We start from the raw sequence: 16,375 nt of genomic DNA, 5'->3' as shown, positions 1-16,375 counted from the left end.
TGTCGCCGATCGCGGGCGTCAGCGTGAACCTTGCGTCTTTGTCTCCGGCGTCCTGGCGATCAGCAGTCCGGGCGCCTTGAAATCGATCCGGGCCGGAAACGGTACCTTTCGCGTTTCCTTGTCGAGCAAGGTCACCTCGCCATATTTCAGTTGTAGGCCGACGTCACCATCACCGGCGCCTGCCCCGGCGATTCGGCCATCACTTATCGACAACGCCACGCCGCGGAAATTGGCCGCCAGTTCGAGCGTGAAACGCAGCGAGGGGCATTTGATCGAATCGATCGTGACATCGAGCACCGGGTGCACGGTCTTCACAAAGCTGTGCTTGCCCAGATGCACGATGGATCGCTCGCCGGGCGGGTGCCGGGCCGATGTCCGGAACCTCGCCGATCGGGACTGTCGTCCTGGCAGGACGCGCCTGCCGTTGCTGGCGTATCCTTGCAGGCCGATTTCCGCGACCGCCTCCGTGCTTGCGCGGCATCGCGACCAGACCGTACCAACGGCTACCCGCGGCTGCCCCCAGGTGGCAGCACATGTGCCGGCGTCGAACCGGGTTCAGCAAACTCACGAGACCAAGCAAGATGGTGGCAATGGCAACCGAGCACGTGATCGACGTGCAGCACTGGAACGACACGCTGTTCAGCTTCCGCACCACGCGCGATCCCGGCTTCCGTTTCGACAGCGGGCAGTTCGTGATGATCGGAATGGAAACGGAGGGGCGTCCACTGATGCGCGCGTATTCGATCGCCAGCGCGAACTGGGAGGAGCACCTGGAGTTTTTCTCGATCAAGGTCGCCAACGGCCCGCTCACCTCGCGCCTGCAACATCTGCGGCCGGGCGATCCGCTGATCGTCACGCGCAAGCCCACCGGCACCCTGGTGCTGAACGATCTCAAGCCTGGAAAACATCTCTATCTGCTCGGCACCGGCACGGGGCTGGCACCGTTCATGAGCATCATTCGCGACCCGCATACGTATGAGCGTTTCGACCGGGTCGTGCTGGCGCACGGCGTGCGTCATATCAGCGATCTGGCCTACGCCGACTACCTGGAGCATCAGCTGCCGCAACACGAATATCTCGGCGAGCTGGTGCGCGAGAAGCTCATCTACTACCCCACCGTTACGCGCGAACCGTTCCGCCACCGGGGACGCATCACCGATGCCATCGTCGACGGCGTGATGAGCAACGCCACCGGCCTGCCGCCACTGAATCCGGAGACCGACCGCGTGATGTTGTGCGGCAGCCCGGCCATGCTCGACGACCTGTGCGCACTGCTCGATGGTCGCGGTTTCCAGGCCTCGCCGCGCACGCGCGAACCGGGCGACTACGTGGTCGAACGCGCCTTCGTGGAGAAGTAGGAGCCCGCTCGCGGGCGATGCTGTTGGTTTAATCTTCCATCGTGCACCCAGCCATGGCATCGCCCGCGAGCGGGCTCCTACCTGTTTTTTTGCGGAACGCCCATGTTCGATATCGCGTTATATGTGCTCGCCGCCCTGCTGATGCTAGGCGGCCTGGCTGGCTCGGTGCTACCGATGCTACCGGGCATCCCGATGGTGTTCGGCGGGATCTGGCTGGCGGCGGCGGTCGACGACTACCGCCATCTTGGGCTGTGGTGGCTGTTGATCATCGGCGCGATCGGTGCGGTCGGCGTGATCGTCGACTTCGTCGCCAGCACGCTGGGCGCCAAACGCGTCGGCGCCAGTCCGCGGGCGCTGTGGGGTGCCGCCATCGGTACCCTCGTGGGCATGTTCTTCGGCATTCCCGGCCTGCTGTTCGGGCCGTTCATCGGCGCCATCCTCGGCGAGCTGGCCTCGGGTACCAGCGTGCTGCGATCCGCCCACGTCGGCGTGGGCACCTGGCTCGGCCTGCTGTTCGGCACCCTGCTCAAGCTGGTGCTGTCGTTCCTGATGGTCGGACTGTTTGGCGTGGCGATGCTGTTCGGCTGAGTCACATCAGCGGCGTGGCCTGGACCGGGTTGCGGACGTTGCATGCGCCGCGCTCTTGGCCAGCCAGCCGGCGAATTGCGCGGTATCGCGACATACCGCCGCCGGCACGATGATGTAATGCCGGCTCGGCGCCGCGCCCGCCTTGGCGATCAGCCGTGCGGCGCCATCGAGTTGCAGCAGCGCCGGCTGATCGGCCGGCGCCAGCTTCAGGGCCAGTCCATCGATCGTCAGCCACGCACACGGCTGTTCATCGAAGTACGCCATCAGGCCACCGAACATCGGCTTGAAGCGCAGATCGTGCGGCTTGCCCAGGTGCACCGCGGCATCCTCGAGTTCACGACGCATCGCCTCCAGCGCAGCCGGCATGCTCACGCCCGCGCGTCGGGAATCACATACAGCAGCACGGCGAGGAAGTGCAGTGTGCTGCCGGCCAGCACGAACACATGCCACAGGGCGTGGTGATACGGCAGTTTCCGCCACAGATAGAATGGCACGCCCAGCGTGTAGGCCGCGCCACCGCCGAGCAGCAGCCAGATGCCGCCAGCCTGCAGGTGTGCGCTGAGCGGTCCGAACGCGATCATGCCGATCCAGCCCATGCCGATGTACAGCAATACCGCCAGCTTGTGGTAACGCCCGAGCAGGCCCAGCTCCAGTGCGCTGCCGGCCACGGCCAGCGTCCACACCGCCGCGAACAGACTCCAACCCCACGGACCGGGCAGCGCGATCAGGGTGAACGGCGTGTAGGTGCCGGCGATCAGCACGTAGATCGCGATGTGGTCCAGTGCGCGCAGCGTGGGTTTGGCGGCCGCCACGGAAATCGAGTGGTACAGCGTGGAAGCGGTATACAGCAGCACCAGCGAGCTGCCGAACACCGCACAGGCCACCACGGCCAGCGCATTGCCATGCAGTGCCGCAAACGCCACCAGCACGGCCAGTCCGGCAATGCTGAGCACGATGCCGATGCCATGGATGACACTGCTGGCCAGCTCGTCGCCGAAGCTGTAGCGCGGCAGCACCGCGCCGGACGAAACGGACATGGATGAACTCCTGGCAGGGTCGGCGCCGGCAAGCGCCGCGCCCTACCTTAGCGCTCGCGCCGTCGCTTGCCTATGGCGGCGGGAGGTCACGCCGCGGTGAAGGCGAAGCGGCATCATTGTTCGATGATGAAGGCACCGAACGCCACGCCGAGATTCCAACCCTCGCCCTTGCCGCTGAGGGCGAGCGAGACATTGCCCTTGGTCAGCACCTGCGCCGTGGCCGCCCTGTCCTCGACACCGGCATGCGCCTCGGCATTGGCATAATGACCCAGCACGTCGTGCACGTTGCTGATCCCGCTGAACTTGCCGATGCCGTCGCTTATCTTCGTCTTGCCGAACGTGAGGCCGCCACCCTTCGCGCGCAGCTTCACCTGCAGGCTCTGACCATTGCTGCAGCGAACCGTGCCGCTGCCGCTGGCGGTCTTGTAGAACACCGACCAGCCGGACAGCTGGAACGTCATCTTGCAGGACACGTCCGCCGCGTGCACCGCCGTCGCCGGCAACAGCCCGGCAACCGCAACTGCCAGCAGCCCACCCCACTTGATCATGCGCATCGTCGTCGCTCCCATGCCGTCGGCCGGTCGCCGCCGCCCGATTGTCGCAGCAGTGACCGGGGGATGCACCATGCCGGTCCCGACGCCGTGGACCAGCCCCGCAACGACGATCCGGACAACCATTCGGCAGGGGCGCCCGATGGAGGCATATGGCCGTCCAGCCGTCCACTTGCGCAACGTCGACGAACAGGCATACGCTGCAACCGCGACAGCATGATCCCCCGGCACACGCCGCGTGACTGCCGCAACAACCCCACTGTTGTCAGGAGGTCGCTCATGTCGTCCGCTAACCTGGCTCTGACCCACCGCGCCCACCCCGAACCCGCCCGCATCGCCGCCCTCAGTGCGGCGATCGCCCTCAACCTCGCCGTCATCATGATCGCCACGCGACCGGTTTCCCCACCGCATTTCGCCCTGATCCGCCAGCTCGAGCCGGCGGCGCATATTCGCTTCATTCCGCCACCGCCCGTGCTTGCCCCGCCGCCCCCGGTCGAACTCAAGCCCTTGCTGCAGCCGCCGGTGGTACCGCAGGTACTGCCGCGAACGACGCCGATCGACGCACCGGTCGTGGTGTCCAACCCCGAAGGACGGATCGCGGCACCCGTCAGCCCGACGACCGCGGCGCCAACCGGCGTGGCCGCCGCAACCGTGATACCGGCACCGGTCGAAGCCAGCCTGGCCTACCTGGCCGACCCGCTGCAGTACCCGATCCAGGCCCTGCGCCAACGCATGCACGGCACCGTGCTGCTGCGCGTGCTGGTGGACGAGACCGGCAAGCCGCTTGAGGTCAGCGTGGCACGTGGAAGCGGGCACACCGTGCTCGACCGCAGCGCGCGCGAACAGGTGCTGTCGAGCTGGCGCTTCAAGCCCGCGATGGTGAATGGGCGCGCCGTGCGCGCCTGGGCCACGGTGCCGGTGACCTTCGCCATGCGTGGCTGAACCGGCAGGCGGAATACCCCTCCGGAAATACCTGCGGAGGGGGTGTTTCAGCCGCCCGCGCCGATGCACCGGACGCAGGAACGGCAAGGTCAATCGGCTTACGTAGCCTTAACCATCGGCATGATCCACTGGCGCCCCTCCACCGAGCCGGAATGTCGCATGGGCAAACCTCGGCACACTTTGAAGACGCTGCGTGCCATTGCACTGGAGCATGCCGGCGTGGCGCGACCCGATCTCGCCCTGATGGCACGCGAACTCGGGCAAATCGTGCATCGGGATTCGGCCGCATTGGCCGCGCGGTTTTCCCGCCTGCGCAGGCACGGAGCGGATCTCGAACGCTGGATGCTGGTACAGCGAAGCAAGCCATCAGTAAGCGTGATGGTCATGGCGTGGCCGCCGAACTACCGCACGCCGGTGCACGACCATGCCGGCCTGTGGGGGCTTGAACTGACCCTGGTCGGCGCGCTGGAGGTTCAGTCCTGGAATCGCGATCCCGTTTCGGGCGACCTGAGCGCGCTGGGTCGCGACTGGCTCGGCCCGGCTGACGGAACCTGGTTCGAGGGCGACCAGAACCACGTGCACCGTTGCCGCAATCTTTCCGGACACGACATGGCGCTCACGCTGCATGTCTACGGTGGCGAACTGAGCCGATACCATACGTACGAGCAGGTTGCGCCGACTGCAGGGTGGACATCCCGCGTGCAGCAAGGTGTGCTTGCCGGTCACCTCCGTTTCTGATCCATCCCGTTCTGATCCATCCAGACCGCCGACCGAGCCGAGCCGCCCATGTTCCGACGAGTCGCCATCATTGGTGGCGGTGCCGCCGCCTCTGCCCTGCTCGGCGAACTGCTTGAACGCCGACTGCCGGGACCGCTGCACCTCGACTGGTATACGGGAGGGCGCTCGCCAGTGCGCGGCGTGGCTTACAGCACCCGTTCGGACCGCCACCTGCTCAATGTGCGCGCGGCCTCGATGGGCATGTTTGCGGGCCGGCCCGGCGACTTCCTCGACTTCATGCGACGCCACGACCCGGCAGTCGCCGGCACCGACTTCCTGCCCCGCCGTTGCTATGGCGACTATCTGGAAGCGCAGATGGCGCAGACGCTGCAGCAAGGCAAGATCAACGGCCACGACGTGCACATCATCCCGGAGCAGGTCGACGCGATCGTGCCGGAACGCGACCACCTGACCGTGCTGCAGGGCGAGGAGAGTCGCCAGGCAGATGCTGCCGTACTCGCCGTCGGGGCCCTGCCACCGCAGCCGCTGGCGGGCGTCAGCGCCGCCGCCCTGGCCAGCATGCGCTATGTGGTCGACCCGTGGGATTTGTTGAACGAGGTCGAACCAGAGCGCGAGGCGCCAGCCAAGGTCGTGCTGATCGGCCTGGGCCTGACCGCCGTCGACGTGCTGCTGGAACTTTCCGCGCGATGGCCGCGCACCCGATTCGTTGCCGTTTCGCGTCATGGCGCGCTGCCGGAGGCGCACCAGCACGCCGCCTCCGCCCCCGCGGACGATGGCACCACGCTGCTCGAAGCCATGCGCGACGCGCCGGAGATCAGACGCTGGCTGCAACTGGTGCGCGAAGCGATCGGCGGCGGCAACGACTGGCGCACCGTCATCGACAGCCTGCGACCGCACACGCCCGCCTTGTGGCACGAACTGCCGCTGCCGCAGCGCGAGCGCTTTCTGCGCCATGCCAACTGGGCCTGGCAGTGCGCGCGCCACCGCATGCCGCCGCAAGTGCACGAAGCCATCTCGAATCTGGAAAGCGACGGCCGCCTGCAGCGTCGGCGCGGACGCCTGCAGTCGGTGGACCTTGTCGGCGATGCGCTGCAGCTGACCGTGCGCCGGGCCGGCGTGCAGCACACCCTGGATGCCGACATGGTGATCCAGACCGCGGGCCTGGACACCGACATCGAACGCACCGACCATCCCCTGCTGCGCCAGTTGCTGCTCAACCGGCACATCACCGCCGATCCGCAGGGCCTTGGCGTGATGGCAGCAGCAGACGGCCGCTTGCAGCACGACCACAATCACTGGCCGCACCTGTTCGCCATCGGCAGCCTGTTGCGCGGCACGTTGTGGGAGTCCACTGCCATGCCGGAGATCCGCCAGCAAGCCCATCGCCTGGCCAATCAGTTGCTCGGCGAAGCGCCGGCGTCCAGATAGCCGGGATGAACACCACGGCGCTCACCCTGTGCATAGCCGTCCTGCACCTGCTCGGGGTGTTCGCCGCCATGCATGCGGTGACCCGCGCGCGCACGCCGCAGGGGGCGGTCGGCTGGGCGCTCGGCCTGCTGTTGCTGCCGTACGTGACCTTGCTGCCATATCTCTACCTCGGCTCCAGCCGCTTCTTCGGTTATCACGTGGGGCATCCGGCACCGACTCCCGAGGCGATCCCGGAGGCATCGGCCACGCTGACCGTCGAGCCGGCCTGCGCGCGTTTCGCGGCGATCAGCGCCCTGCAGCGACGGCCCTTCCGCGGCAGCCACCAACTGCAACTGCTGGTCGACGGCGAGGCCGCGTTCGAGGCGATGTTTTCCGCCATGGCGGCAGCCGAGCAATGCCTTCTCGTGCAATTCTTCATCATCCACGACGACATGCTCGGCCGGCGCCTGCAGCAGATCCTGCTGCAGCGGGCAGCGGCGGGCGTGCAGGTATGCGTGTTGTTCGACGGGGTCGGCAGCCATGCGCTGCCGCAGCGTTACCTCGAGACGCTGCGCGCCGGCGGCGTGGCGATCCACCGCTTCGCCACGCACCGCTGGCGCAACCGCTTCCAGTTGAATTTTCGCAACCATCGCAAGATCGTGGTGGTCGATGGAACGCTGGGCTATGTCGGCGGCCTGAACGTGGGCGACGAATATCTGGGCCTGAAGCCGCCGCTGTCGCCCTGGCGCGACACCATGCTGGAACTGCGCGGGCCGGCCGTGGCGGATCTGCAGAAGTTGTTCGCCGACGACTGGCAATGGATCACCGGCCAGTTGCCGCCGCTGCTGCCCTCGCCGCCAGGCGAAGGGACAGCGAGCGCCCTGATCGTGGCTGCCGGGCCGGCCGACCCGCTGGAAACCGGCTCGCTGTTCTTCACCGCGGCGATCCACGCCGCGCGCGAGCGGGTGTGGTTGAGCACGCCGTATTTCGTGCCCGACAACGCGGTGCGCTCGGCGCTGCAACTGGCCGTGTTGCGCGGGGTCGACGTGCGCGTGCTGATTCCCTCCCGCCCGGATCACCGCACCGTGTTCCTCGCCTCCACCTTGCACGCCCATCAAGCGCTGCGCGCCGGCATCCGGATGTTCCGCTACCAGCCCGGCTTCCTGCACCAGAAGGCCCTGCTGATCGACCATGACTGCGCCGCGATCGGCAGCATGAACCTGGACAGCCGCTCGTTCCGGCTCAATTTCGAAGTCAGCGCACTGGTGGTCGACCCGGAGTTCGCCGACAAGGTGGAGGCCATGCTGGGCGAGGATTTCTCCCGCGCGCTGGCGATCACTGATCGCGAATATCATGACGCACCTTACCTGCGCCGCGTCGCCATGCACGTGGCGCGGCTGTTCGATCCACTGCTTTGATACACCCCTAACACTTGCCGGAACACGCCTCCATGCGAAAGCTGCTGATGCTCCTGGGCCTGCTGGCCGCCTGCGCCGTCAGCCATGCCGCCGAACCGGCGCATTTCGTGTCGCGCTCGCTGCAGCTGCATGGCGAAACCTATCGCTACCAGGTCTTCGTGCCAGCCGGCTGGACGTCCGGACAGACGTGGCCGGTGGTGCTGTTCCTGCACGGCAGCGGCGAGCGCGGCAGCGACAACCAGGCCCAGCTGAGCCAGGGCCTGCCGCCCTGGTTGAAGCAGCACGGCGAGGACTTTGCCGCCGTAGTGGTGATGCCGCAGGCGCCGCCGGACACCGCATGGGAGGGCGCAACCGAACAGATGGCACTGCAGGCGCTGAACGACAGCGTCGAGCACTGGCACGGCGACCGCCAGCGGCTCTATCTCACCGGCCTGTCGATGGGCGGTTACGGCGCGTGGCAGATCGCGCTGAATCACCCAGGCATGTTCGCGGCAGCCGCGATCATCTGCGGCGGCATCCATCATCCCAACGACGACGACCGGTTGTATGTGGAAGGCATTCCGGTCGATGTGGCCGACCCCTACGCCTGGGTCGCTGCGCATATCGGCAAGTTGCCGACCTGGATCTTCAACGGCGCCATCGACGACGTGGTACCGCCGGCCGAATCCCATCGCATGCACGCCGCCCTGCTCGCGCGCGGCGACGAGGTGCGTTACACCGAATTCCCCGGCGTCGGCCACGGCGCATGGCCGATGGCCTACGCCACGCAGGAACTGTGGCCGTGGATGTTCGCGCATCACTTGCCAAGGCGCGCTCCGTGAGCGCCACATGACACGGTGCGATGCGGACCACCGGCGGATTCGTCCCGAGCGACAGCCTAGTCGTGCCCGGCGGGAACATCATGCGTGCGATAACCACCGCTCAGCACCCAACCAAGATAGACCCCCAGCGAAACCCCGAGCAGCTCGCACAACACGCGCATGCCCAGATGTTCCGGGTCGTGCATCCCGGCCAGTACGGCAGTGAGCAGCGGCCGCGACTGCAGGTTGCTGTAGTTGAGGTAGAACAGGTCCCACAGGTCGCCGCTGACGGTCAGGATGCTGGCCAGCAGGAACGTCCAGCCGATCTTGCGTGCGTGACACCAGCCATGACGTCGCCCCAGCCAGTGCAGCAGCAGGAACAGCAGCAGTGCCACCAGCAGCGAAATGAGGCCCGCCTCGATGCCGCCGACGATGCCGCTGCCCATCCAAGTCTGGTCGTAGTGCATTTCGCCCCCTGAGAGTTTGTGATTTTTCAAACTCGAAGCCGGCCACGGATGGCCGGTCGCGGATCAATCATGCAAATGATTGATCCGCGTGAGCGAGTCCGGACAAATCCGCTGGAAGCGGATTTGAACAGCCGTAGGCTGGCCCGCAAGGTGCATGCCAAGGATGGCATGCATACATGCGCCGGACTCGCGACCGAAGAAAACCACAGGAAGTGGTTTTCTTCACAGGCCCCGAACCGTGACACGACGACAACCATTATGCGCCGTAACGAGCGGCCCACTAAACTGCATCGCATCATCCGATCCGAATGCCGTGCATGAATCCCCTCGCCCCCGCCACCACCGCGTTGATCCTGGTCGATGTCCAGCCGGACTTCATGCCCGGCGGCACGCTGGCCTGCCACGAGGGTGACACGATCGTCGAAGGCATCGACCAGCTGTTGCGCCAGCGCCGTTTCGGCCATGTGGTGGCGACCCAGGACTGGCATCCGCGCGCACATGTCTCGTTCGCCAGCTCGCATCCGGGACGCGCACCGTTCGAGCAGATCGACCTTTACGGTCAGCCGCAAACACTGTGGCCGGACCATTGCATGCAAGGCACGGCTGGCGCGGAACTGCACCCGGCGATCGACTGGTCCGCCGTGGACGCGGTGATCCGCAAGGGCAGCGATCCCGCGGTGGATTCCTATAGCGGCTTCCGGGAGAACCACGGACCGGATGGCGGCCGCCCCAGCACGGGGCTGGCCGGCTGGCTGCGCGAGCGCGGCGTGGATGAGGTCGTCGTGTGCGGCCTGGCACGCGACGTGTGCGTGCTGTGGACGGCGCAGGACGCCGTGACGCTGGGCTTTCGTGCCAGCATGCTGTGGGATCTCACCCGCCCGGTCACACCAGCCAGCGATGCCGCCACGCGCGAGGCGATGCAAGCCTCAGGCATCGTTCTCGCCTGAGGCGAGCACCTGCACCGAGCCGTCTTCTTCCGCGCTGATGCGCAGCGTGATCGGGCGACAGCACACCTGGCAGTCCTCGATGTACTGCTGGCTGGGGATCGACGCGTCGACCAGGATCTCGATCGTTTCGCCGCAATAGGGACAGTCGATGAGGCTGGGCGTGAGCATGGCGGAGTCCCGGTCAGGAGACGCCAAAGTACCGCAGCTGCACGGTCCGGGCGACCTGTCGCTCAACCCCGACGCAACGACCAGGCCTGCGGCAAGCCGATCCAGAACAGCCCCTCGCGAGCACAGCGCGGCGCCAGCCTCAGCAGTTCGTTGTCCTTGCTGACCAGCCAGCGCACGCCCGCCGCCTGCGCCAGCTCCAGGAACATCTGGTCGTCCGGATCGGCGCAGCGCGGCAGCCGCACGTCGGGCGCAGGCGTGGCCAGTTCACCGGGCAGACAGTGCACCAGCGCATCGAAGGCTGCCTCGATGCCCGGACGCGCCTCGGTGCTCACCGGCACCTGCGGGTAGCGCAGCACACGCAGCCATTCGGCGCGGCAATCGGCTCGCGTCACCGCCTGCACCCGGCCTTCGCGCATCGCCACGTGCAGCGCGGCGGATTGCGCATCGTGGAACAGGAAGATGTCCAGGCACACGTTGGTGTCCAGCACCACGCGCGGCAGGTTCGGTAAGTCCGCAGTCATCGATACATGATGGGGCATGCGGGCCACGCGATACACTGCACGCTTTCCGACCGGGATGCCGACCATGGCCGAGCGCGAGTTCGACGACTACCTTGCCCGCTCCGGCGCCACGCTGGAAGGCTCGCGCTATTCCGCGTGGCTGGCGATCACTCCTCGCGGCCATGGCTTTCCCGCGTATTACGCGATCTGCGAAAACCGCAGCTTCCGCGACAAGACCGTGGCCGAAACCGCCGCCGCCAAGGCACTGGCCGACATGAGCGGACTGGAAGCCGACGGCACGCCGATCTTCCCCGAAGGCTATACCGGCTTCGACGACGACAAGCCGACCGACGCGGCGGAATGAGCTTGCGTCCGGCGCGCATGCCGCACGCGCGACGACATCTCACAGCGTCAGCAACACCTTGCCGATCGCCTCGCGGCTTTCCAGATACGCATGCGCCTTCGCGCCGTCGCTGAGCGCAAAGCGGGCGGCGATGTTCGGCTGCAGCTGACCGGCGCGGATCTGCGCAAACAAAGCGGCCGCGCGTTCGCGCCGGATCGGCGCACTGGTCAGCACGTTCCACAGGTCGCCGCCGGTCAAGGTCAGCGAGCGATCCATCAGCAGGCGCGGATCGACCGGATCGGGATCGCCTGCGGCCATGCCGTAGAACACCACCGTGCCGCCGATGCGCGCCGCGGCGAGACTGTCGCCCAGCGTGCGGCCGACCGAGTCGTAGACCACGTCGGCGCCGCGACCGGCGCTCAGCTGCTTCACCTGCGCCAGTAGATCGCCGTAGCCGCATGCGGCATCCGCACCGGCCGCCAGCACCGCCGCGCGTTTCGTGGCGCTGGACGCCACACCCAGCACCGTCGCGCCCAGCGCCTTCAGCATCTGCACCAGCAGCTGACCCACGCCACCGGCGGTGGCATGCACCACCGCCACATCACCGTGGCCTACCCGATAGCTGTCGGTCACCAGGTACTGCGCGGTCAGCCCCTGCAACAGCGTCGCCGCGGCGGTGTCGAACGTGATGTCGTCCGGCAAGGGAATCAGTTTGTCGATATCCACGGCGACCAGCTCGGCGTTCGCCTGCGCCATGTCGGCAAAGCCGACCCGCGTACCGACCGGAAACGACGTATCGCCCACCGCCGCTGTCTCGATCACACCGGCGCCCTCGTAACCGAGGATCCACGGTGCCGTGCCGCTGAGGTGATAGTTGCCATTGCGCCGATAGACGTCCGCAAAATTCAGCCCGACGCTGCGCATGCGCACCAGCGCCTGGCCGGCGGCCGGCAGCGGATCGGGCCGCTCGCCCCAATGCAGGACCTCGGGACCACCAAATTCATCGAACAGCAGGGCGTGCATGGCGTGGTGCTCCGTATCGTTTGAGTGCAGTGAGGACCGACCTGGTTATCTCTAGCCTGTGCTGGCAGCCGCCCGCTCATTCAACTGCGCCACCGCCACCGGAATCGCCGACGGCGCGTTCACCGTGATCACGTGCAGCTCGTCATCGCCCAGTTCGTGCTCCAGCTCGTGCGCCCAGGTCACGTGATACGGCATGTGCACGCCCCAGCCGCCCAGGCGCACCACCGGCTCGATATCCGAGCGCAGCGAGTTGCCGACCATCGCGAACTGCGCCGGTTGCAGGTCGAACTCGGCCAGCACACGCAGATAGGTGGCGGCATTCTTCTCCGAGACGATCTCGATGCGGCGGAACAGGTCGGCCAGGCCCGACTGCGCCACCTTCTTTTCCTGGTGGAACAGGTCACCCTTGGTGATCAGCACCACGTCGTAGTGTTGCGCCACCGCCGCGACCGCCTCGCGCATGCCCGGCAGCAGTTCCACCGGATGCTGCAGCACGCTCTTGCCCAATTCGATCAGGCGATGGATGTCGGCCGCGCTGATCCGGCCGGCGCTGATCGCGATGGCGGTTTCCACCATCGACAGCGCCATGCCCTTGGCGCCGTAGCCGAACAACGCGAGGTTGCGCTGCTCGGTGGCCAGCATCGTGTCGTGCACGCGCTGGTCGGCAAGGTCGACGTAGCGCCCGATGATCTGCGCGAAGAGCTCATTCGCCTCGCGGTAATAGCCTTCGCTGTGCCACAGCGTGTCGTCGCCGTCGAAACCGATCAGTTGCAGCATGCCGTGTCCCCTGCTCAGCCGACGTCCCGGCCCAGCCGCAGGTTGATGCCCAGCACCGTAGCCAGTTCGCGCATCGGTTCGTTGTCGCGGGTCAGCGTGATACAACCGGCAACGGTGTCGCCATCGGTTTCCCACGACCACAGCGTGTAGCCGAACTCGGCCAGGCGGTCGTACGCGATGGAGAACAATTCGGCCGCATCCATGTCGTCGTAGAACTCGTCGTCGTCGGGGTCGCCGTTCCAGTCGATCGACAGGTTCCAGCGCGAGGACAATTCGTTCACCGCCTGCACCAGCGAGCGCAGATCCTGCACACCGATGATGAAGCCGGAGCGCCAGTCGATCACCCGCCCGATCACGTCGATCGGCTCGACCTCGTCCGGGTCGAGATCGGCGACGGCTTCGCGATAGTCGCTGAACTGCAGCAGCGCGGTTTCCTCGTCGCCCGGATTGACCAGCAGCAGCAGCTGCCACACCTTCGCGTCGACCGAGTCGTCCTCGTCGTCGAAATCGCGGTCGTCCTCGAAATCATCGTCGTCGCGCATGTTCAGGCGCCTACGCGCTGACGGACCAGCTTGATGTCGCGCACCGGGCGGATCTCGATCGCACCGGTGCGTGCCCACGGGAAGTTCGAGGCGATGAGCACCGCCTCGTCCATGTCGGCCGCCTCGATCAGGTTGAAACCGCCGAGGTATTCCTTGGTCTCGGCGTACGGCCCGTCGACCACGCTGGTGCGCCCTTCGCGCACACGCACGGTACGCGCGGTGGCAGGCCCTTCCAGCTGCTGCGAGTCCTGCAGTTGTCCCTTCGCGCGCAGGGCGTCGGCCTTGACGAAGCAGCCGTGCATCAAGGTGTCGAACTCGCCCTCGGGCAGCGCGTCCAGCAAGGCGTCGTCGCAGTAGATCATCACGAGATATTTCATGGCGTCCTCGGCGGGGAAGGTTCCACGGAATCATGGGAGGCAGGGGCGAGGGTGGATAATGCCGCAATGAGCATCGTCCACGATACCTCCAGCACCCTGACCTGCGCGCCAATCGCGTTCGTGCGTTCGCCGTATGCGCGGCGGATCGACGCGCCGCACCAGCCCACCGTGGTGGCCGGTACCGAGACGCAGGCGGCGGTCGAGGCGAGCATCGAATTCGTCGCGGACTTCCCCGCGATGGCGTACCGCGACCTCGCCGGCTTCGAGCGGATCTGGCTGATTTTCGCGTTCCATCGCAGCGAAGGCTGGAAGGCCGAGGTGCGGCCGCCGCGCGGCGGCGGCAAGCGCAGCGTGCTGGCGACGCGCTCGCCGCACCGGCCGAACGCGATCGGCCTGTCGGCGGTCGAGCTGGTCGCGGTCGGCGAAGGCTTGTTGCAGGTGCGCGGCGTCGATCTGCTCGACGGCACGCCGATCCTCGACATCAAGCCGTACGTGCCCTATGCCGATGCGTTTCCCGACGCGCGCGCCGGCTGGATCGACGCGATCGACGCCAGCCAGGGCCGGCACTCCGCGCCCGGACCGCGCAAGCCGCGCCGTTGACGAAGTGATCGGGTTCACCGCTGTCGCGGCGGCCGTCCCTCGCGCGCCTTGTACAGGCGTCGATCGGCCTCGACCAGCCCGGCCTCCAGTGAGGCACCGGGCTCCACCGTGATCGAGCCCATGGTGAACCCGATCGGCGCCGCCGCGCGATCCGCATCGAGACGGCCGACCACGCTATCGGTCAGACCTCCTTCGGCCTCGCGCAGCAGCACCAGGAACTCGTCTCCGCCCAAGCGAATCACCGCATCCTGCGGCCGCACATGGCCGGTCAGGAAACGGGCCATGCCGATCAACACCTCGTCGCCACGCTGGTGACCATGGGTGTCGTTGACGTGCTTGAAGTGGTCGAGATCGAACACGATGCAACCCCAGCGCTCGGCATTGTCGACCGTCGTCAGCTCGGCCAGGTAACGCCGGTTGAAGCATCCGGTCAGCGGGTCGTGAATCGACCATTCGCGCAACTTGCGCTCCTGCAGGAAGCGCTCGGTGACATCCTGCGCGTGGCCCAGCACATAAGGATCGTCAGCGTCGTCATCCAGCACGTTGTGATATTGCCAGGTGTGCCGACTGCCGTCCTTGGCGATCAGCTCGAGGATGCCGGCATCGCTGTCCCTGCGCATGACCCGCAGCAGGTATTCGCGGAAGCGCGGATGCAACTCGGGCCGCATGAAATCGGTCAACGGACGGCCGATCATCTCGCCGATCGAATAACCCAGCGACCTGGCCGCCGCCGGGTTGACCGACAGCAGCACGCCTTCATGATCATGCGTGCAGATCAGCCCGAGGCTGTACTGGAACAGCTTGCGATAGCGTCGGTCGCTGGCTTCCAGGGCGGCCACCACGCGCGCGCGCAAGGTGACATCCTGCAAGGCTCCGGCGACGCGGCAGGCGCGCCCTTCCTCGTCATATTCCACCTTGCCGATCGTGCGCACGTGAATTTTTCGACCCTTGGCCGTGACCAGGCGCAATTGCAGATCCCAGCCCTCGCCGGTCGCCAGCGCCTTTTCCATCGCGGCGCGGATCACCGGCCTGGCATCCGGTTCGTAGAAGTCCAGTGCCTCCTGCATCGTGGGCCGGAAGCCGACAGCGACATCGTGGACACGGCAGGTCTGGTCGGACCACGTGAGCTGGTCGGTGCGCAGGTCCAGCTCCCATCCACCCACCCCGGCCAGTCGGCCGGTACGTTCCAGCAGCATCTCGCTGGCGTGCAGCTTCTGCTGCAAGTCCCTGGCGGTTTCCACCTGCTGGCGCAAGGCTGCCGATTCGTGCTGCTGGGCGGTGTGCTCGCTGATGGCATAGCGGCGCAGCTCCAGTGCCTCGCCGGCGGCTCGCGCCAGCTGCTTGAGCACTCGTCGCTGTCGATCATCCAGCGCGCCCGGCTCGCGATCGATCACGCACAACGTACCCATGCGCATGCCGTCGTGGAGCGTGATCGGCGCGCCGGCGTAGAAGCGGATATCCGGTGCGCCGGTGACCAGCGGATTGTCGGCGAAGCGCGGATCGTGCTGCGCATCGGCCACCTCCAGCAACCCGGAGCCCAGGATGGCATGCGCGCAGAAGGAGCTCTCACGCGGAGTCTCGCTGATTTCAGGCAAGCCGACATTCGACTTGAACCATTGCCGGTCGGCGTCGATCAGGCTGATCAGCGCGATCGGCCGGCCGGTCACCGCGGCCGCCGCCTTGGTCAGCGCATCGAACAGCGGCTCGACGCCGGTATCCAGCACGGCCAGCGCATGCAAGGTGGCCAGGCGCAGGTCTTCGTCAGCGGGAATGGCGGCAGCAGGCATACGGC

Annotated in this window: 23 protein-coding genes; 11 read left to right on the top strand and 12 right to left on the bottom strand. The window is 66.7% G+C overall.

Features of this window, described 5'->3' with window-relative positions; genetic code table 11:
• Positions 1-18: 18 nt before the first annotated feature.
• Positions 19-339: a hypothetical protein gene (locus tag B0E47_RS12665; RefSeq protein ID WP_077514611.1), complete on the bottom strand. Its 321-nt coding sequence runs from the start codon at positions 337-339 to the stop codon at positions 19-21.
• A 242-nt stretch (positions 340-581) separates the two neighbouring features.
• Here B0E47_RS12665 and B0E47_RS12660 point away from each other — a divergent pair, with 242 nt between their 5' ends.
• Together B0E47_RS12660 and B0E47_RS12655 are read left to right on the top strand one after the other, a co-directional pair.
• Positions 582-1,358: a ferredoxin--NADP reductase gene (locus tag B0E47_RS12660; RefSeq protein ID WP_077514610.1), complete on the top strand. Its 777-nt coding sequence runs from the start codon at positions 582-584 to the stop codon at positions 1,356-1,358.
• A 102-nt stretch (positions 1,359-1,460) separates the two neighbouring features.
• Complete coding sequence (locus tag B0E47_RS12655) at positions 1,461-1,946, top strand: DUF456 domain-containing protein (RefSeq protein WP_077514609.1); 486 nt, start codon at positions 1,461-1,463, stop codon at positions 1,944-1,946.
• A gap of 6 nt (positions 1,947-1,952) precedes the next feature.
• On the opposite strand, the gene B0E47_RS12650 is transcribed toward B0E47_RS12655, so the two are convergent.
• From B0E47_RS12650 to B0E47_RS12640, 3 genes are all read right to left on the bottom strand, one after another.
• Positions 1,953-2,312 (bottom strand): TfoX/Sxy family protein, encoded by a 360-nt coding sequence (locus tag B0E47_RS12650; RefSeq protein ID WP_254422934.1) that lies wholly within the window; start codon positions 2,310-2,312, stop codon positions 1,953-1,955.
• Between the two features lie 2 nt (positions 2,313-2,314).
• Positions 2,315-2,983 (bottom strand): hemolysin III family protein, encoded by a 669-nt coding sequence (locus B0E47_RS12645; protein WP_077514607.1) that lies wholly within the window; start codon positions 2,981-2,983, stop codon positions 2,315-2,317.
• Positions 2,984-3,096: 113 nt separating this feature from the next.
• The gene (locus tag B0E47_RS12640; RefSeq protein ID WP_077514788.1) at positions 3,097-3,531 is read right to left on the bottom strand and encodes a hypothetical protein; all 435 of its coding nucleotides are present in this window, start codon (positions 3,529-3,531) and stop codon (positions 3,097-3,099) included.
• A 282-nt stretch (positions 3,532-3,813) separates the two neighbouring features.
• On the opposite strand from B0E47_RS12640, the gene B0E47_RS12635 reads away from it, so the two are divergent.
• From B0E47_RS12635 to B0E47_RS12615, 5 genes are all read left to right on the top strand, one after another.
• Positions 3,814-4,476 carry an energy transducer TonB gene (locus B0E47_RS12635; protein WP_077514606.1) on the top strand — a complete coding sequence of 221 codons (663 nt, stop codon included), beginning with the start codon at positions 3,814-3,816 and terminating at the stop codon, positions 4,474-4,476.
• Between the two features lie 159 nt (positions 4,477-4,635).
• The gene (locus tag B0E47_RS12630; RefSeq protein WP_077514605.1) at positions 4,636-5,214 is read left to right on the top strand and encodes a cysteine dioxygenase family protein; all 579 of its coding nucleotides are present in this window, start codon (positions 4,636-4,638) and stop codon (positions 5,212-5,214) included.
• Positions 5,215-5,262: 48 nt separating this feature from the next.
• Positions 5,263-6,642, top strand: coding sequence for an FAD/NAD(P)-binding protein (locus B0E47_RS12625; RefSeq protein WP_077514604.1), 1,380 nt, complete (start codon positions 5,263-5,265; stop codon positions 6,640-6,642).
• A gap of 5 nt (positions 6,643-6,647) precedes the next feature.
• Positions 6,648-8,039: a cardiolipin synthase gene (gene cls / locus B0E47_RS12620; RefSeq protein WP_077514603.1), complete on the top strand. Its 1,392-nt coding sequence runs from the start codon at positions 6,648-6,650 to the stop codon at positions 8,037-8,039.
• A 32-nt stretch (positions 8,040-8,071) separates the two neighbouring features.
• The gene (locus B0E47_RS12615) at positions 8,072-8,860 is read left to right on the top strand and encodes a prolyl oligopeptidase family serine peptidase (protein ID WP_077514602.1); all 789 of its coding nucleotides are present in this window, start codon (positions 8,072-8,074) and stop codon (positions 8,858-8,860) included.
• A 56-nt stretch (positions 8,861-8,916) separates the two neighbouring features.
• Here the strand turns inward: B0E47_RS12615 and B0E47_RS12610 are convergent, their stop codons facing one another.
• Complete coding sequence (locus tag B0E47_RS12610) at positions 8,917-9,306, bottom strand: hypothetical protein (RefSeq protein ID WP_077514601.1); 390 nt, start codon at positions 9,304-9,306, stop codon at positions 8,917-8,919.
• Between the two features lie 69 nt (positions 9,307-9,375).
• On the opposite strand from B0E47_RS12610, the gene B0E47_RS16900 reads away from it, so the two are divergent.
• Positions 9,376-9,627 (top strand): hypothetical protein, encoded by a 252-nt coding sequence (locus B0E47_RS16900; protein WP_139351456.1) that lies wholly within the window; start codon positions 9,376-9,378, stop codon positions 9,625-9,627.
• Positions 9,624-10,253: a bifunctional nicotinamidase/pyrazinamidase gene (gene pncA / locus B0E47_RS12605; protein ID WP_077514600.1), complete on the top strand. Its 630-nt coding sequence runs from the start codon at positions 9,624-9,626 to the stop codon at positions 10,251-10,253. Before B0E47_RS16900 ends, pncA begins: the two co-directional genes overlap by 4 nt.
• Here the strand turns inward: pncA and B0E47_RS12600 are convergent.
• Entirely contained in the window at positions 10,233-10,421 is a 189-nt protein-coding gene (locus B0E47_RS12600) for a CPXCG motif-containing cysteine-rich protein (protein ID WP_077514599.1), read from the bottom strand. The genes pncA and B0E47_RS12600 overlap by 21 nt on opposite strands.
• Before the next feature lie 62 nt (positions 10,422-10,483).
• The gene (locus B0E47_RS12595; protein WP_077514598.1) at positions 10,484-10,942 is read right to left on the bottom strand and encodes a putative toxin-antitoxin system toxin component, PIN family; all 459 of its coding nucleotides are present in this window, start codon (positions 10,940-10,942) and stop codon (positions 10,484-10,486) included.
• A 64-nt stretch (positions 10,943-11,006) separates the two neighbouring features.
• Here B0E47_RS12595 and B0E47_RS12590 point away from each other — a divergent pair, with 64 nt between their 5' ends.
• The gene (locus tag B0E47_RS12590) at positions 11,007-11,285 is read left to right on the top strand and encodes a hypothetical protein (RefSeq protein WP_077514787.1); all 279 of its coding nucleotides are present in this window, start codon (positions 11,007-11,009) and stop codon (positions 11,283-11,285) included.
• 39 nt (positions 11,286-11,324) lie between these two features.
• Here B0E47_RS12590 and B0E47_RS12585 read toward each other — a convergent pair whose 3' ends face one another.
• Genes B0E47_RS12585 through B0E47_RS12570 form a run of 4 tightly spaced genes read right to left on the bottom strand, consistent with a single transcriptional unit; the run spans position 11,325 to position 13,983 of the window.
• Positions 11,325-12,287, bottom strand: coding sequence for a quinone oxidoreductase (locus tag B0E47_RS12585; RefSeq protein ID WP_077514597.1), 963 nt, complete (start codon positions 12,285-12,287; stop codon positions 11,325-11,327).
• 51 nt (positions 12,288-12,338) lie between these two features.
• Positions 12,339-13,064, bottom strand: coding sequence for an HAD family hydrolase (locus tag B0E47_RS12580; protein WP_077514596.1), 726 nt, complete (start codon positions 13,062-13,064; stop codon positions 12,339-12,341).
• A gap of 14 nt (positions 13,065-13,078) precedes the next feature.
• On the bottom strand, positions 13,079-13,606 hold the full coding sequence (locus tag B0E47_RS12575) for a hypothetical protein (protein ID WP_077514595.1): 528 nt from the start codon (positions 13,604-13,606) through the stop codon (positions 13,079-13,081).
• Positions 13,607-13,608: 2 nt separating this feature from the next.
• A complete protein-coding gene (locus B0E47_RS12570) occupies positions 13,609-13,983 on the bottom strand; it encodes a YciI family protein (RefSeq protein ID WP_077514594.1) in 375 nt (124 codons plus the stop codon).
• Between the two features lie 66 nt (positions 13,984-14,049).
• On the opposite strand from B0E47_RS12570, the gene tsaA reads away from it, so the two are divergent.
• Entirely contained in the window at positions 14,050-14,583 is a 534-nt protein-coding gene (tsaA, locus tag B0E47_RS12565; RefSeq protein ID WP_077514593.1) for a tRNA (N6-threonylcarbamoyladenosine(37)-N6)-methyltransferase TrmO, read from the top strand.
• Positions 14,584-14,597: 14 nt separating this feature from the next.
• On the opposite strand, the gene B0E47_RS12560 is transcribed toward tsaA, so the two are convergent.
• Complete coding sequence (locus B0E47_RS12560) at positions 14,598-16,370, bottom strand: diguanylate cyclase (protein ID WP_077514592.1); 1,773 nt, start codon at positions 16,368-16,370, stop codon at positions 14,598-14,600.
• Positions 16,371-16,375 lie beyond the last annotated feature (5 nt).

This window comes from Rhodanobacter sp. B05, assembly GCF_002001085.1.
Classification (GTDB): domain Bacteria; phylum Pseudomonadota; class Gammaproteobacteria; order Xanthomonadales; family Rhodanobacteraceae; genus Rhodanobacter.
Note: the sequence above shows the minus strand (reverse complement) of the source record. Positions and strands in the feature narration are given on the sequence as shown.